We start from the raw sequence: 16,534 nt of genomic DNA, 5'->3' as shown, positions 1-16,534 counted from the left end.
CACACAAGCGTTTTCACAGGATGTGAAGTGTTTAGCTTGTGTTCCTTTATCACCGATCAGTGGGGGATGAGGAAAACCCCCACTGATTGAAGGTTCACTTTATTAAAAGTAAGCAAGGAGCCGTCTGAAAAGTTATTTTGAGACGGCTCCTTTGTGACGAGGATGGTGACAATTCGCTTTCGCCTAGAAGAGAATTGTTCTTGTTGCCGCTTTGCTTTCGCAACAAGAAGAGCGCGTGCTATCATTTTGCTTTCGTAATAGGAAAAACCTGTGTTGAATCAAAATAAAAATAGGAAAGGATTTTACTATGAGAAAAATTATCTACCATATCATCGTACTTTTAGGAGCCATTAGCAATGCCTTTATGATGGCGCGCTTAAATGTATCAACAACCATATTAATTACAACAACGGTTGTTTATGTTGTTGTACTCGAAGGTTTATTTGTATTTTTAGAGCCACGCTTAGCGATTGCTACGCGTAAACGTAATTTAACGACATATCCATTTTTAAAAGATTTAATTGATGCAAAGAAGGCCACGGTTACGCTAAAATCAGGTGAAATTATTTATAATGCTTCATTTAATGGCTATAGCAGTCCAAAAGATGCAGCGAAAATTAAGCTCGATATTACGCAGCCAAAAACGAAAAAGCAGCCTGAAAAGGTAGAAACACGTGAACTATTATTAATACATATTAAAGGGGTAAAAAAAGTATTATAAAAAGGGGGATGAAAAAGTGAAGAAAAAACTGCTATATGGTGGCGGTATTGTTGTGCTGTTGCTGCTTATTGCGTATTTTGCTGTAGGAAACTATTTTTATAATTATGCATTAAGTGCACAAGATGAAAAGGAGTTTATGGAAGATAATCCGAACTTAGAGGATAGCCCGTTTATTGATGCGGAAGTGGAGGCACAATCTGTTCGTTTGGACGATGCTTTTAAAGCGGCAGTTCAACCAGAAAAATGGGCGATTGAATCGAATGATAAGTTACGTTTACAATTGCAGGCGAATGCATATATGCAGAATGACGAGCATAAATGGGCGCTTGTTTTACATGGCTATACGAGTAGCTCATCGAACATGACGAGGTGGGTGCGCAACTTTTATGAGCAAGGTTTCAATGTGTTATCGCCAGATATGCGCGGACATGGTGAAAGTGAAGGGAAATATATCGGCATGGGCTGGCATGATCGTTTAGATGTTTTACAATGGATTGATGAGATACTCGCACAAGACCCTGAAGCTGAAATTGTTCTATTTGGCGTTTCCATGGGTGGTGCAACAGCCATGATGACTTCTGGCGAGAGCTTACCTAAGAATGTGAAAGTCATCGTTGAGGATTGTGGCTATAGCTCAGTGCATGGTGTTTTTGTTTATCAATTGGATGATTTATTCGGATTGCCAGAGTTCCCTGTGCTACATGCGGCGGATACGGTAGCTAAAATTCGAGCAGGCTATAGCATTTATGAGGCTTCGGCCGTAGAGCAAGTGAAGAAAAGCACAACACCGATGCTATTTATTCATGGGGACGCAGATACCTTTGTCCCATTTGAAATGCTACAAGAGGTATATGATGCTGCCCCTGTAGAAAAAGAAAGATTAATCATTGAAAACGCAGCACATGGCGATGCAGCGAAAGTAGCCCCAGATGTCTATTGGCAGACGGTTTGGGCATTTGTTGGGAAGTATATTCAATAAGGTTACTTTCTCTATTTTACTAGATATATAAATTTGAAAAGCGAGTATGTAAACAATTATTGTTTATGTACTCGCTTTTCTCTTTTTATGAAAAACTACTGTTTTCAACAAGATTTAGAAAGTGACATGTTAGTCCTCTTTACAAAACATCTACACTACTTTACATACGCTTTACATTGTATTTAAATTCACTCAACAAACGACCTTTATAGTAATCATTGTAACAACAACTTACTATGAAAGTTATTGGAGGACTAAACAAATGAGTAAATGGAAGTACGCAAGCAAGGCGGCAGTATTAAGTGCAGCATTATTATTAGCAGCATGTGGCGGTGGAGAAGGAGAAAAAGAATCTACGCCAAATACGAATGGAACAGAAAATGTAGAAGCTGGAGACGCACAATTAACTGGAGTAGTTGCAGGTGATGGTTCATCAACAGTCGCACCAATTACTGAAGCACTTGTTGAGGAATACGCTGCAGTACAAGGGAAAGTTCAAGTATCTGTAGGGATTTCTGGTACTGGTGGAGGTTTTGAAAAGTTCATTAATGGTGAAACAGACTTCTCAAACGCTTCACGTCCAATTAAAGATACAGAAGTAGAGAAATTAGCGGCAGCAGGTATTGACTATACGGAGCTTGCTTTAGCATATGACGGCTTATCTGTTGTTATTCACCCTGACAACACATGGGCGAAAGACTTAACAGTAGAACAATTAAAACAATTATGGGTAGAAGATGGCACAACGAAAAAATGGTCTGATATTGATCCGTCATGGCCAGATGAAGAAGTAGTCTTCTATTCACCAGGTTCTGATTCAGGCACATACGATTACTTTGATGAAGTGATTTTAGATGGCGAAGATTTAGTAAAATCTGCAACATTATCAGAGGATGACAATGTCTTAGTACAAGGTGTTGTAGCGGATAAAAATGCGATTGCCTTCTTCGGTTATTCATACTACATTGCAAACGAAGGTAAATTGCAAGTTGTATCAATCAATGGTGTCGAGCCAAATAGCAACACAATCGAGTCAGGTGAATATTCACCATTATCACGTCCACTATATGTTTATGTGAAAAATGAAGCAATGGCAAATAACGAAGCAGCTTATGACTTTATGCGCTATACATTAGAAAATGCAGGCGATATGGCTGAGGAAACTGGCTATGTACGTTTACCAGCAGAAGAATATACAAAAGGTTTAGCAGCACTAGAAGCATTAAAGAAATAATGCACAAGTAGAATGTGTGCTTCATGCACACATTCTTTCCTTAAATGGAAAGGAGTTTGGCGAAAAATGGAAGGAAAAGCAAGTGAGCAATCGATACAACAAATGATTGCAAAATCCCGTAATCGAAAAGGGAAAAAAATAGTAGAAAAAGCAATGCCAATATTACTTTTTGTCGCAGCAGCAATATCTGTGTTAACGACTTTTGGAATTGTTTTTACACTAATTTTTGAAACGTTTGAGTTTTTTCAGAGAGTATCAATAACAGATTATTTATTCGGGACAGAATGGCTACCATTCTCAGGTAAAGAGCCTTTATATGGCATTCTACCACTCGTTTTTGGAACATTAAAAGTTACTGGCATCGCTGTACTAGTAGCAGTACCATTTGGTCTTGGTGCGGCAATTTATTTAAGTGAATATGCATCTGATAAAACGCGCCGTATTGTAAAGCCGATTTTAGAAGTACTGGCTGGTGTGCCGACGATTGTTTATGGATTTTTCGCCTTAACATTTGTCACACCGATTTTACAGCAATTGATACCGTCGCTGAAAATATTCAATGCGCTTAGCCCAGGGATTGTTGTAGGGATTATGGTTTTACCGATGATTGCGTCGCTGTCAGAGGATGCGATGAGTTCTGTGCCAAACTCTATCCGTGAAGGAGCACTTGGACTTGGGGCAACGAAGTTCGAAGTGGCAATTAAAGTTGTACTACCAGCCGCATTATCAGGTATTATCGCATCTGTTGTGTTAGCCATATCACGCGCAATCGGTGAAACGATGATTGTGTCACTAGCAGGTGGTTCAACGCCGAAATTTGATTTTGCTGTAACGGATTCGATTCAAACGATGACAGCTTATATCGTACAAGTGTCAACAGGTGATGCAGGTTATGGTACGACAATTTACTATTCAATTTATGCAGTAGGCTTCACATTATTTATTTTCACATTGATTATGAACCTATTAGCACAATATATTTCAAAACGTTTCAGAGAGGAGTATTAATATGAAATATTTAAATGATACTACTGTTATGAAGCGCATGAATACACGCTTAAAAATGAATAAAGTGTGGAAAACGATATTTATCATCGCCACAACTTTTGCGTTAATTACATTATTAATTTTACTAGTGCGTATTTTCTCACAAGGTTTAAGCCATTTGAATTTCAGTTTCTTGACGAATTTTGCCTCGCGTATACCTGCGAACGCAGGGATTAAGGCAGCTTTGGTCGGTTCCTTATGGCTAATGGCTGTTGTAGCACCAGTGTCCATCATTTTAGGAGTAAGCTCAGCTATTTATTTAGAGGAATATGCGAAGAAAAATCGCTTAAATGATTTTATTCGTATTAATATTTCCAATTTAGCAGGTGTTCCTTCCATCGTTTTTGGTTTACTAGGATTAACAATTTTCGTTCGTATGTTAGATTTAGGAAAAAGTGTTATAGCAGCAGGCTTTACCATGAGTTTGTTAATTTTACCAATTATCATTGTTTCTGCACAGGAAGCTATTCGAGCTGTACCACAGGAGCAACGTGAAGCATCGTATGGCATGGGTGCAACGAAATGGCAAACGATTATAAAGGTTGTTTTACCAGCAGCGATTCCGGGTATATTAACAGGAAGTATTTTAGCTCTATCACGTGCAATCGGTGAAACGGCTCCGCTAGTTGTTATTGGTATTCCTGTTATTTTACAATTCTTACCTGAGAATTTATTAAGTACATTTACGGCATTACCAATGCAAATTTTTGATTGGGCAAAGCGTCCGCAAGAGGAATTCCAGTATGTTGCAGCAGCAGGAATTATCGTGTTAATGACATTGCTCGTATTTATGAATTCCATCGCTATTTATATTCGCAATAAATTCCAAAAACGTTATTAACGGAGGAAAATGATGATACAAGTTCAAGAAAAGACGTCGAAAGTACAACAGCAAAAAGAGACGGTACAAACGGCACAAGGGAAAAATACAGTATTTGAAACAAAAAACTTTGATTTATGGTATGGGCAGCACCATGCGTTAAAAAATATTAATTTAGCTATTGAAGAAAATGAAGTAACAGCGATTATTGGTCCATCAGGTTGCGGAAAATCAACATATGTGAAAGCATTGAATCGCATGATTGAGCTTGTGCCAATCGTAAAAACATCTGGTGAAATCAACTATCGTGGTCGCAATATTTTTGGTGGGAATTACGAAGTAGAGGAATTGCGTACAAAGGTGGGTATGGTGTTCCAAAAGCCAAATCCATTCCCGAAGTCAATCTACGATAATATTGCCTATGGTCCACGTATTCACGGGATTAAAAATAAAAAAATATTAGATGAAATTGTGGAAAAATCTTTGCGTGGCGCAGCGATTTGGGATGATGTGAAAGACCGTCTGCACCAAAATGCCTACGGTTTATCTGGCGGTCAGCAGCAACGTATTTGTATCGCCCGTTGTTTAGCTGTTGAGCCTGATGTGATTTTAATGGATGAGCCAACATCTGCGCTTGACCCGATTTCTACATTGAAAGTAGAAGAACTTGTGCAGGAGCTAAAAACACAATACTCGATTATTATCGTGACACATAATATGCAACAAGCTGCACGTATCTCTGACAAAACAGCCTTTTTCCTAAACGGTGAAGTGATTGAATTTGACCAAACGGATAAAATTTTCTCAACACCAGCAGATGAGCGTACAGAAGATTATATTTCTGGTCGTTTCGGATAAGGAGGACTTAACATTATGATGGCGGTACGTGAACGTTTTGAACATGATATGAAGACGGTACAAGAGGATTTATTAGATTTATGCAATAAAAGCATTAGTGCTTTAGAGGTATCATTTAAAGCATTTTTGAATAAAGATATTGACACAGCACTAGCGGTAATCGATAACGATATCCATGCTAATCGATTAGAGGAAATGATTAATGATCGTGTGATTTTATTAATTGCCAAGCAGCAGCCTGTGGCGACAGATTTACGTCGCTTAATGACGATTGTTAAGGCAGCAAGCGATATGGAACGCGTTGGCGATTATGCCGTAAACATTGCGAAAGAAACGATTCGCATTGGCAAAGATGCATTTATTACGAATGTGGATATTTTACAGGAAATGTGTGTAAAAACCATTTCGATGCTACGTCAAATCGTAGATGCCTTTATTCATGAAAATACATCACAGGCAAAGGAAATTGCGGAGCTGGATGACCAAATCGATAGCCTATACGGTCAAGCCATTACCCACTTTATGCAGTTATCCAGCAAGCAGCCTGAAAACATTTCACAAATCATGTATTTATCATTTGTTAGCCGCTATTTAGAGCGCTCGGCAGACCACGCAACAAACATTGCTGAGCATTTATTCTACTTAGTAAAAGGCCAACATTATGAATTGAATAATTAAGAAGGAGCGAGGGTAGGTGCCCTCGCTTTTTTTGTGAGCTGGTGAATTTAACAAGAAACGAGTGAGGTTCCTCGCTTCTTTTTATGCGTCGAAAGTCCTGATTCGCCCATGAGATAGGTGAATTCGCCCGTAAAGCCGGCCAATTCGCCCGCAAGACACTCAAATTCGCCCGTAAAGCTAATCGATTCGCCCGCAAAAATTTCAGCCGTACACTGTTTGGCCATGAACGACGGTTTTCACTACTTGTAAATGAGGGATTTGTTCCACACCGACTGTGAAAATATCGCCATTCAATATCGTGAAGTCTGCTTCGAATCCTGCTGCGATTTGTCCACGAATATGTGCCTTGTCAATGACTTTAGCTGGCGCTGTTGTGTAAAGCTTCACCGCCTCATAACGTGATATGCATTCGGCTGCATTAAAAACTTGTGTTTCACCGATTTTTTGACGCGTAATCGCCGCATAAATGCCGTGCAATGGGTTTGGATGCTCGATTGGTGCATCTGAGCCACCCGCACAAATGATGCCACGCGTTAGCAATGATTGAATTGGGTGAGCATAATTTAAGCGTTCGTCACCTAATCTTGTCTGTAAAATGCTCATATCCGACTGAATAAATTGTGGTTGTACATCAACAATGATAGGTAATGCGGCTAATCTTTCAAGCAGCTCATCATTCACTAAGCTACAGTGAATAATGCGATCTTTTTGTCCAGCTAATGGTGGGTACTGCTCAATTAATTCAACAATCGTTGCAATTGCTGCATCCCCAATGACATGCACGGCAATTGTTGCCTGAGCCGCCCGTGCTTTGCGGACGAGTTGTACTAAATCCTCCTGTGAATGAATAAATAATCCGCTATTCATCGGATTATCTGCATATGGGGATGAAAGCGCGGCTGTGCGACCGCCAAATGCACCATCAACAAAAATTTTCATTGCCCCAAGCTCTAGCCAAGTGGATGGGGTAAAGTCCATTTCACGTAATGCATCCCACGCCTCATGATGTTGTAATAAATGTGCCTTGAAATTTTTGTTTTTGACAATAGATTTATAGCTTTGCAATGGGACGGTAGGGTGTCCATAATAGCTTAAATCCTCTGAATGTCCGCCAACGATGCCAAATGAATGCAAAGAGGCAATCGATTTTTGTAGTGCATCATCAACATAGCTTTGTGTTGTTGTTGGCATATGATTGACAACTAAATACAAAGCACTATCCTTTAAAATTCCTGTCAGTGCGCCATCCTTTTGCTCAATTACGCCACCTGCTGGGCTCACCGTTGCCTCATCAATTTTTGCATAAGCAAGTGCGGGATGATTGACCATAATTAAATGGTGGCAGCTACGTTTGATGACAATATGGCAGTTTAACGCGTCCAACTCCTCGATGGTAGGAAACACCAATTGCTCGCTTGCCCCTTCATTGTAGCCAATCGCCACAAGCCAATCCTCTTTTTCCAAGGCATTCGCCCGCTGTTGCAGCGCTGCCATCAATTCGTCTTTCGATGTAATCTGACTAGCATCTAAATTTTTTAGCTTTTCTCCGTAACCAATAATATGTAAATGACTATCGACAAAGCCTGGATATAAGACATTTCCTTTCAGATCGATAAAGTGCTGTGCTCGCCCTTGTAAATCAGCGAAGCCTCCGACATCAACAATGATGCCATCCTGTTCTAAAATCGCTTCTACTGTGTGTCCTTCTTGCTGCATCGTGTAAATTGTTCCACCGTACCATAAATTCATTTGTTATCCCTCCAAATTTTGTGGGTGCCAGGCACACAAACAATTCTGACATCTAAAAAAATAATAACAAAAACTATTGAATATGCATAATATTTTATGTTAACTTATATTTATGTTTGGTTAACTTATGCTTGGGGGAAAGAAGATGAATGTTAAAGATTATGTATTAGCCGCATTGGGTGCAGCGATTATTGCGATGTTAGCACAAGTAGCGATTCCAGTGCCACCTGTGCCGTTTACAGGGCAAACATTAGCCATTGGGCTAGTAGCAACGATTTTAGGGCCTCGCCTCGGAACGTTGGCAGTGGCGGTGTATTTATTGTTAGGTGCAGTAGGCTTGCCTGTTTTTGCGAATTTTTCAGGTGGCTTTGCGAAATTAGTTGGTCCAACAGGTGGGTATTTAATAGGGTTTTTACCAGCCGCGTATTTAACGGGTTTATATTTAGAGAAAACATCGTATACATATATGCAGGCGGCTGTTGCAAATATAATTGGTATGTTTGTGGCATTGATTTTCGGGACACTTTGGCTGATGTTTTCAGCAGAGTTGACGTGGGTAGGTGCAGTGGCAGGAGGTATGACACCATTTATTCCTCTTGGTTTAGTGAAGGCAGCACTCGCGACATGGCTCGGTATTTATGTGCGTAATCGTTTAATGCAGGCAAAATTATTAGTGGCAACAAATTAATGTTTGAATTATATGAAAAATCCAGTTACAATTACAGCATAAAGCGATGATGAAAAATGAGTAGCTTATGTGTGATTTGGAAAGAGAGCTAGCGGTTGGTGCAAGCTAGCAGTCAGCGTAGGTGAATGGATTTTCTAGCTGCAAGGAGGAAATGCCTTGCCGTAAGTGCTGACGTTACAAGCAGTCGAGTGGGCTAAGCGATTAGTCAATGAAGGTGGTACCACGGCTCTCCGTCCTTTACAGTGCGGAGGGCCTTTTTGCGTACCAAAGAAGAGCAGAGATAGGAGAGCGGAGTATGACAGAGATGAAGTATGTAATGAAAACATTGCAGGGGGATACGTACACCCCAATCAGCATTTATTCGTGCCTACAAGGAAAGAATAAAATGCTGTTTGAATCGAATGCCAAATATGCGGAAAGCGGTCGTTATTCATTCATTGCGGCGAATCCAGTAGGAGAGCTAACAGGCGATGACAAAGCTTCCATTTTTAATGGAGAAATGAAAAACATTGCAGTAACCGAGCGTTTAAAAGAGGTGCTACCCATTTATGAGGGGAGCTACCCATTCGCCTTTTTCGGTGGGGCAATTGGCTATTTTAGCTATGAGACAGCCTTTCATTTTGAAACGATTGGGCAGACGGTGAATGATGCTTATATGATGCCAGATGTGCATCTTTATTTTTACGATACATTTATTGTGATGGATCATATTGAGCAACAAGTGGCAATAGTGGCGGTTGATTTATTTGGCGGGCGCTCAGAGGAGCAAATGCAGCAAGCAATTCAGCAGCTTGAGCAACAACTTGTAAAGCCAGTAGCACAAGCAATACGTGCAGAGGTGGATATTCATTTTTCTGCAACGATTAGCGAGGAGCACTTTACGCAAATGGTGGAAACGGCACAGCAGCATATTCAGCGTGGCGATATTTTCCAAGTTGTGCTGTCGCAAACATTTGAAGCGGATTTCGAGGGAGATGCATTTGTGCTTTATCGTAAGCTACGTGCAACGAACCCTTCACCTTATATGTTTTACATGAATTTTGATGAGGCCATTGTGCTGGGGACTTCGCCAGAAAGCTTAGTGAAAGTGCAGGCAGATGTTGTCACAACAAACCCAATCGCTGGTACGAAGCCACGCGGAGTAACAGCAGAGGAAGACGAGCAACTAGCGCAGGACTTACTGAGTGATGAGAAGGAGCTTGCTGAGCACCGCATGTTAGTCGATTTAGGGCGCAATGATATCGGACGCGTATGTGAAGTAGGCTCAGTACAGGTGAAGCGCTATATGCAAATTGAAAAATATAAATACGTCATGCATATTGTATCAGAGGTTACAGGGCAGCTAAACAAGAATGCACATGTAGTCGATGTGCTTGCTTCTTGCTTGCCAGCTGGTACCGTATCAGGCGCACCGAAAATACGTGCCATGCAAATTATTCACGCATTGGAGCAAAAAAAGCGCGGTATTTATGCAGGCGCAGTTGGCTATATTTCCGCTTCAGGCAATATGGATTTAACATTAGCGATTCGCACAATGATTGTGAAGGATGGCAAAGCTTATGTACAGGCAGGAGCAGGTATCGTTTATGATTCCATTCCTCGCATGGAATATGAGGAAACGTTAAATAAAGCACGTGCGTTATTGGAGGTGCGAAAATGATTTTGCTTATTGATAACTATGATTCGTTCACATACAATTTATACCATCAAATCGCAGCATTTGGGCAAGAAGTGCAAGTGGTTCGCAATGATAAAATAACAGTAGATGAAATACGTGCATTGCAGCCAAAGGCTATTGTGATTTCGCCAGGTCCTGGTATTCCGAGTGAGGCAGGCAACGTAATCAACATCATCCAAAGCTTGCATCAGGAGTTCCCGATTTTAGGTATTTGCTTAGGGCATCAAGCGATTGGTGAAGCATTTGGCGCACATGTCGTACGTGCAGATCGTATTATTCATGGGAAAATGAGCCTTTTAACGCATCAACAGCAAGGCTTATTGCAAAATGTGGCACAAGATGAAGAAGTGATGCGCTATCACTCATTAGTGATTGAACGTCATACATTATCTGATGATTTTCTTGTGACAGCGAGTGCAGCAGATGATGGCGAAATTATGGCGATTCAGCATAAAGAGTATCCACTATATGGTCTGCAATTTCACCCAGAATCGATTGGCACAAAAGCTGGCAATGCAATGATTGAGGCATTTTTGAATAGAGTGATTCAAAAGTAGTGATCTGTCCAGCCAAAATAAAAAATGAAGGCTTGTTTGAAAAGGGAATACTTTTTCAGGCAAGCTTTTTGATATAATAAAATAAAAAGGAGGACTATAACATGAAAACCTATTATAAACAAATCGCTGTTGGTGTTGATTTTTCAGCACAATCTTTACAAGCATTCCAACGTGCAATAAAAGTAGCAAAACTCAACGAAGCTGTTTTACATATTGTCAGCGTAGTCGATACACACTCTTTCGGTTCAGTACAGGCATACGATATAACGTATGCAGAGCAGGTGAAAGAGGATCGTGAGAAGCAAATGGAACAGTTAAAAAAAGAAGCTTTAGCAGCCGGGATTACAACTGTTAAAACGGTAGTTGAACTAGGTTCTCCAAAAGCAATTCTAGCAGATTTAAAGGGTATTGATTTAGTTATTATTAGTGCAACTGGCTTAAATCGATTTGAAAAAATGATTATTGGCTCAAATGCTGAACGCATCGTACGCAATGCGAAATGTGACGTCTTAGTTGTGAGAGGATAATAATTAAATGGAATAAAGTGAACCTTCAATCAGTGGGGATCTTACAGCCTGTACCTGACGCGTCGCTTTCAGTACACAAAAAATTGTTAATACAGGATAAATAAAACACCGTGCCATGAAGGGCACGGTGATTTTATAAATAAGAAACAATCTCCTCTTCCAACTTCAAAGGCTTATCCGTTGGTGCGAAGCGTTTGATAATTTGCCCATTGCGATCCACTAAAAATTTCGTGAAGTTCCATTTAACGCTTTTGCCGAGAAGGCCTTTTGTTTCCTCTGTTAGGAGCTTGAATAATGGGTGTGCCGAATCTCCATTGACCGCGACGATTTCGTGCATTGGGAATGTCACGCCATATGTGAGTCGGCAAGCTTCAGATGCTTGTTCCGCACTGTCTAGCTCCTGCTTAAATTGATTAGATGGGAAGCCTAAGATGACTAACCCTCGTTCAGCATATTTGTCATAAAGTGCTTGAAGCTCCTCAAATTGTCCTGTCAGCCCACACTTTGAAGCGGTGTTGACAATTAATACTACTTTCCCCTCATAGCGGTCTAATGAATATGTTTCGCCTTTATCCGTTGTTACGTCGAGCTGATAAATTGTCATATAGATGACCTCCCACTTATTGTACTTTTTTTCCAGTTAAAATGCGTGCCATTTGTTCTAATGTCATAGAGGAATTTAGCTCGAAGTGTCCTTTTTGAATCGAGCGTGAATATTCACGTTTTGATAAAAAAAGCTCCAATTCGCGTCCATTTGCTAAAATGCCTGCATCCTCGACTTGTTTGCCGATATCGTAGATGGAAACACCTTCATATATATAGACGACTCCGCTCACGACGTTATCGTCTATTTCAGAGACTGCATCCCCATTTTCCGCAGGCTCTGTTGTCACAACTTCTTGTTCTTCTTCTAGCTCCGCATGTGCAACTGTTTGTTGGAGCTCAGCTACTTGTGCATTTGCCTCGCTTAATTGCTGCTCTAGCTCTGCAATACGCGCGTCTTGTTTTTTGGTATCGGCAACAGCCTCACTACTTAACACAGGAATTTGCCATTGTTTGCCGACAGCCAGCAGTGCACCAACTAGAAAAAGGGCAATGCCAAACGTTCTTAGAAAGGATTTCATACAGTCCCTCCTGTTGCGAGGATTTGGCGCACTTGCTCTTCTGATAATGTGGATAGCCTGCTAATTTCATTGATAGCTAGTCCTTGTTTGTTCAGCTCCAATACTTGGCTTACTAAGATGCCGTTAACAGGCTGCGTCACTGTTGTTTGAGTAGGTGTGTATCTCTTTTTCGCTACTTGAAAATTAGGCTCAAGCATTAATTCCTCTTCAACAACTTTTAGGCGACGCTTTAATTGATTTGTTTCTTGGAAAATGCTAATCGACAATTCCTCTACTTCTTTCTCTACCTTTTTTGTTGAATCTCGTAAAAATAAGGAAAGAATAATAAAAAAAATACCGACAATCATTAAAATAATTGATAATTCCATATCGAACGCTCCAATCAAATTGATGCAATTGTCTTTCATTTTACCATACCGTAACTTAATATGAAATGATACTAGCTTTTTTTTCGGTTTATGTTATAATGGGAAAGTCGTATAAATCATGCTCAAAATTTTTATTCTTAATTAGAGTGGGAGGGTTAATAATGCGCGTAAACATTACTTTAGCTTGCACAGATTGCGGCGAACGTAACTACATTTCTAAAAAGAACAAGCGTAACAATCCAGAGCGTCTTGAACTGAAAAAATATTGCTCTCGCGAGAAGAAATACACTCTTCACCGTGAAACAAAGTAATTGCTCAATTAGCCAAAGCCCCAAGAGGTTTTGGCTTTTTACTTTAAAAAAGGTGGGGAGAATGGATGGATAAAAAAACGATACGTCAAGCAGTGCGCGCTCAATTAGAGGCGATTTCTTATGCAGATTACCGAACGCGTTCACATGCAATCGGCAAACAATTAATGCAGCAGCCTTCTATTCAAGAAGGAAAAACGATTGCTGTTACAATTTCTTCGAAGCCTGAAGTTGATACAATTGCTATTATTGAAGCATTGTGGCAGCAAGGCAAAACGGTTGCAGTACCGAAATGTCACCCGAAAACAAGAGAGATGACATTTTATGCAATTGAAGGGTTTTATCAATTAGAAACCGTTTATATGGATTTACGAGAGCCGATGCCTGCTATGACGGAGCTTGTGGAACGAGAAACGATTGATACAATCATTGTGCCAGGAATCGTTTTTGACAAAAAGGGCTATCGCATAGGCTATGGTGGTGGCTACTATGACAGGTATTTACCTGATTTTCGAGGGACGTTGCTTGCGCTTGCTTTTAGCGAGCAATTGGCCGAGCAGGTGCCATTTGAGTCACATGATATTCCTGTTCATATAATACTTACAGAAACAGGCTATATAGATTGTGTAGCAAATCGAGGAGGGCAAGTAAGATGAAATCAATGATTGATGTTTATGAGCTATTAAAGCAATACGGCACATATATTTATACAACTGACCGCATAGGTGATTTAATGCTGATGGAGGATGAAGTGCGTGAGCTGTACAAGGCGAATGTATTGGCGCCTCGTGACTTCCAAACAGCGCTACTTTTAATTCGTCAAGAAGCAAGTCGCTTGGAGAGGGAATCGAAAGAGTGAAACCTTTTTCTTGAAGAAACGTACTAATATAGGACAATGAAAAATCATCTATCTAGCTACAATATTCTGCCTATTTGCGAATACGTGATTTTTTATTGCTAAATTTTATAAAAAGCCTTAAGATAGATTTTGTTTCAAATTAGTAGAAATAGGGAAATGGATATTAGTTGCGCAGTGGTGTGGCTGCTGCAATCAAATGCGCCTCAGCGTAATTGCACCGAGGGCTTAACTTGAATCAACAATGTTTTTTGTATCGAAAGCGTCCCGTCACATACGGAAGTGGGGGACTTCTATTGAATTAAGTTAAAATTCTTAAGGTAAAGGTTTGGAAAAAAAGAAAGGATGTTGAGGAATGAATTCTATTAATAAATGGCCTAAACATTCAATTTTAGCTTTTGCAATACTTGCAACATGGATTAAAACAGTAATCGTTTATCAAACAAGCTTTGATATGAAGATTGAAAATGGGATGCAATACTTTATTTTATGGATCAATCCAATAAGCTTTTTATTAATTGCTTATGGATTATCACTATTTTTCAAGAAATCGACTGCTCGCAATCGTTATATTTTGATTACGAGTTTGATATTGTCGATTGTACTGTATGGAAACGTTGCTTTTTATCGTTTCTACAATGATTTTATTACATTGCCTGTATTGTTCCAGACGAGCAATTTTGGCGATTTAGGAACATCTGCATTAGCTATTATTAATGTTTGGGATATTTTCTATTTTATCGATGTGATTTTCATCGCACTTTTATTGAAGTTTGCGCCTAAGTTAAATGAACAATTAACGATTCGCAAAGATATACGTCACGCTTATTTTGTATTAGCAGCGGCGATTTTATTATTAAATTTAGGACTTGCAGAAACAGAGCGTCCACAGCTTTTAACACGTAGCTTTGACCGTGAGCTATTAGTAAAAAATATCGGTACGTATAACTATCATTTATATGATGTTTATATTCAATCAAAATCTTCTGCACAGCGCGCATTAGCCGATGGCAGTGAGCTTGTGGAAGTGAACAACTATGTGCGCGCAAATCAGGCGGAGCCAAATGCTGAAATGTTTGGCAAATACGAGGGACGCAATTTAATTGTTGTATCGCTTGAGTCATTGCAAAACTTTGTTATTAATAACGACATGAATGGTCAAGAAGTAACGCCATTTTTAAACTCGTTAACAAAGGATAAAGACACATATTATTTCAATAATTTCTATCATCAAACAGGGTTAGGTAAAACGTCTGATTCGGAATTTATTGTAGAGAATTCGCTATTTGGTTTAGGTCGAGGAGCCGTATTCTTTACACACGGTGGTAACACGTATAACTCAATGGCAGAGCGCTTAGGGGAGAACGGTTACTTTACAAACGTGATGCATCCAAACAATAAATCGTTTTGGAATCGCGATATGATTTACCAATCATTAAATATTCAAAAGTACTATGATGTGAATTCATATGAAGTTGGCGAAGGAGAAGCTGTCAACTGGGGAATGAAGGATATTCCATTCTTCCAGCAATCGGTACAGCATATGACGGAAATGCCACAGCCGTTTTATTCACGTATGATTACATTAACAAACCATTATCCGTTCTATCTGGATCCAGAGGATATTATGATTGATGAGTACACATCAAATTCAGGTACGTTAAACCGCTATTTCCAAACGGTTCGTTACATGGATGAGGCAATCAAAGTATTCTTCGAGGATTTAAAGGAAAAAGGTCTATATGATAATTCAATTATCGTCATGTATGGTGATCATTATGGTATTTCAGAAAACCATAATAAGGCGATGGCGATGTATTTAGACAAGGAAGCTATTACACCGTATGACAGTGCATTATTGCAATCTGTGCCATTATTTATCCATGTTCCAGGTTCAAATGACGGGCAAGTAATGGAAGAGGTTTCTGGACAAATTGATTTACGTCCGACAATTTTACACTTATTAGGTATCGATACGTCGAAAGATATGCAGCTTGGCGCAGACTTGTTCTCTGAAGATCATGAAGATGTAGTGATTTTCCGTGATGGTCGAGTTATTACAGACAAAGTTGTTTATGCAAGCGACGCATGCTACGATAGAGCGACTGGCGAACAAATTGATATTGCGGTATGTGAACCGGTAATTGAGAGTGCAACAACAGAATTAGGCTATTCCGATGCGATTATTAATGGAGATTTACTTCGTTTCTACGATTCGGCGACAGGCAACTTAATACAAAATTCAATGAAGTAATGACAAGGCTGTATAGAAAGTAGGCGAGTGCCACTTTCTATACAGCCTTTTTTCAATATAAAAAGACGAGCTACAAAGTGCAGCTCGT

Annotated in this window: 19 protein-coding genes and 1 other annotated feature; of the genes, 15 read left to right on the top strand and 4 right to left on the bottom strand. The window is 39.8% G+C overall.

The genetic code is table 11. From position 1 onward, the window contains the following. The first annotated feature begins 307 nt into the window (after window positions 1-307). From C9J34_RS18825 to phoU, 7 genes are all read left to right on the top strand, one after another. Window positions 308-721 (top strand): response regulator, encoded by a 414-nt coding sequence (locus C9J34_RS18825; protein WP_107841717.1) that lies wholly within the window; start codon window positions 308-310, stop codon window positions 719-721. A gap of 16 nt (window positions 722-737) precedes the next feature. Beyond that, on the top strand, window positions 738-1,700 hold the full coding sequence (locus C9J34_RS18820; RefSeq protein ID WP_420799140.1) for an alpha/beta hydrolase: 963 nt from the start codon (window positions 738-740) through the stop codon (window positions 1,698-1,700). A gap of 262 nt (window positions 1,701-1,962) precedes the next feature. Next, window positions 1,963-2,934 (top strand): PstS family phosphate ABC transporter substrate-binding protein, encoded by a 972-nt coding sequence (locus C9J34_RS18815; protein WP_107841716.1) that lies wholly within the window; start codon window positions 1,963-1,965, stop codon window positions 2,932-2,934. A 66-nt stretch (window positions 2,935-3,000) separates the two neighbouring features. Continuing rightward, the gene (gene pstC / locus C9J34_RS18810) at window positions 3,001-3,942 is read left to right on the top strand and encodes a phosphate ABC transporter permease subunit PstC (protein ID WP_107841715.1); all 942 of its coding nucleotides are present in this window, start codon (window positions 3,001-3,003) and stop codon (window positions 3,940-3,942) included. A 1-nt stretch (window position 3,943) separates the two neighbouring features. After that, complete coding sequence (gene pstA, locus C9J34_RS18805) at window positions 3,944-4,822, top strand: phosphate ABC transporter permease PstA (RefSeq protein ID WP_107841714.1); 879 nt, start codon at window positions 3,944-3,946, stop codon at window positions 4,820-4,822. A gap of 9 nt (window positions 4,823-4,831) precedes the next feature. Beyond that, the gene (gene pstB, locus C9J34_RS18800) at window positions 4,832-5,659 is read left to right on the top strand and encodes a phosphate ABC transporter ATP-binding protein PstB (RefSeq protein ID WP_193769082.1); all 828 of its coding nucleotides are present in this window, start codon (window positions 4,832-4,834) and stop codon (window positions 5,657-5,659) included. Between the two features lie 18 nt (window positions 5,660-5,677). After that, entirely contained in the window at window positions 5,678-6,337 is a 660-nt protein-coding gene (phoU, locus tag C9J34_RS18795; RefSeq protein ID WP_107841720.1) for a phosphate signaling complex protein PhoU, read from the top strand. 201 nt (window positions 6,338-6,538) lie between these two features. On the opposite strand, the gene C9J34_RS18790 is transcribed toward phoU, so the two are convergent. Further along, the gene (locus C9J34_RS18790; protein WP_107841712.1) at window positions 6,539-8,086 is read right to left on the bottom strand and encodes an amidohydrolase; all 1,548 of its coding nucleotides are present in this window, start codon (window positions 8,084-8,086) and stop codon (window positions 6,539-6,541) included. Between the two features lie 145 nt (window positions 8,087-8,231). On the opposite strand from C9J34_RS18790, the gene C9J34_RS18785 reads away from it, so the two are divergent. From C9J34_RS18785 to C9J34_RS18770, 4 genes are all read left to right on the top strand, one after another. Further along, window positions 8,232-8,774 carry a biotin transporter BioY gene (locus tag C9J34_RS18785; RefSeq protein WP_107841711.1) on the top strand — a complete coding sequence of 181 codons (543 nt, stop codon included), beginning with the start codon at window positions 8,232-8,234 and terminating at the stop codon, window positions 8,772-8,774. Window positions 8,775-8,811: 37 nt separating this feature from the next. Next, window positions 8,812-9,015, top strand: a binding site (T-box leader). A 54-nt stretch (window positions 9,016-9,069) separates the two neighbouring features. Further along, a complete protein-coding gene (trpE, locus tag C9J34_RS18780) occupies window positions 9,070-10,434 on the top strand; it encodes an anthranilate synthase component I (protein ID WP_107841710.1) in 1,365 nt (454 codons plus the stop codon). Continuing rightward, window positions 10,431-11,009: an anthranilate synthase component II gene (locus C9J34_RS18775; protein ID WP_107841709.1), complete on the top strand. Its 579-nt coding sequence runs from the start codon at window positions 10,431-10,433 to the stop codon at window positions 11,007-11,009. Before trpE ends, C9J34_RS18775 begins: the two co-directional genes overlap by 4 nt. A 101-nt stretch (window positions 11,010-11,110) precedes the next feature. Then, window positions 11,111-11,536, top strand: a complete 426-nt coding sequence (locus tag C9J34_RS18770; RefSeq protein WP_107841708.1) for a universal stress protein — start codon at window positions 11,111-11,113, stop codon at window positions 11,534-11,536. 133 nt (window positions 11,537-11,669) lie between these two features. On the opposite strand, the gene C9J34_RS18765 is transcribed toward C9J34_RS18770, so the two are convergent. Genes C9J34_RS18765 through C9J34_RS18755 form a run of 3 tightly spaced genes read right to left on the bottom strand, consistent with a single transcriptional unit; the run spans window position 11,670 to window position 13,028 of the window. After that, window positions 11,670-12,140, bottom strand: a complete 471-nt coding sequence (locus C9J34_RS18765; protein WP_107841707.1) for a glutathione peroxidase — start codon at window positions 12,138-12,140, stop codon at window positions 11,670-11,672. A gap of 16 nt (window positions 12,141-12,156) precedes the next feature. Next, window positions 12,157-12,660 (bottom strand): hypothetical protein, encoded by a 504-nt coding sequence (locus C9J34_RS18760; RefSeq protein WP_107841706.1) that lies wholly within the window; start codon window positions 12,658-12,660, stop codon window positions 12,157-12,159. Further along, the gene (locus tag C9J34_RS18755; protein ID WP_107841705.1) at window positions 12,657-13,028 is read right to left on the bottom strand and encodes a hypothetical protein; all 372 of its coding nucleotides are present in this window, start codon (window positions 13,026-13,028) and stop codon (window positions 12,657-12,659) included. The genes C9J34_RS18760 and C9J34_RS18755 overlap by 4 nt, the downstream gene beginning before the upstream one ends. A gap of 161 nt (window positions 13,029-13,189) precedes the next feature. On the opposite strand from C9J34_RS18755, the gene rpmG reads away from it, so the two are divergent. From rpmG to C9J34_RS18735, 4 genes are all read left to right on the top strand, one after another. Next, complete coding sequence (gene rpmG, locus C9J34_RS18750) at window positions 13,190-13,339, top strand: 50S ribosomal protein L33 (protein ID WP_008408521.1); 150 nt, start codon at window positions 13,190-13,192, stop codon at window positions 13,337-13,339. A gap of 65 nt (window positions 13,340-13,404) precedes the next feature. Further along, entirely contained in the window at window positions 13,405-13,992 is a 588-nt protein-coding gene (locus tag C9J34_RS18745; RefSeq protein ID WP_107841704.1) for a 5-formyltetrahydrofolate cyclo-ligase, read from the top strand. Further along, entirely contained in the window at window positions 13,989-14,195 is a 207-nt protein-coding gene (locus C9J34_RS18740; RefSeq protein ID WP_107841703.1) for a YqgQ family protein, read from the top strand. The genes C9J34_RS18745 and C9J34_RS18740 overlap by 4 nt, the downstream gene beginning before the upstream one ends. 352 nt (window positions 14,196-14,547) lie before the next feature. Further along, window positions 14,548-16,446, top strand: a complete 1,899-nt coding sequence (locus C9J34_RS18735; RefSeq protein WP_107841702.1) for an LTA synthase family protein — start codon at window positions 14,548-14,550, stop codon at window positions 16,444-16,446. The last annotated feature ends 88 nt before the right edge of the window (window positions 16,447-16,534 follow it).

Origin of the sequence: Metasolibacillus meyeri (genome assembly GCF_003049505.1) — a bacterium.
Lineage (GTDB): Bacteria > Bacillota > Bacilli > Bacillales_A > Planococcaceae > Metasolibacillus > Metasolibacillus meyeri.
This window is presented reverse-complemented; position numbering and strand designations above follow the sequence as displayed.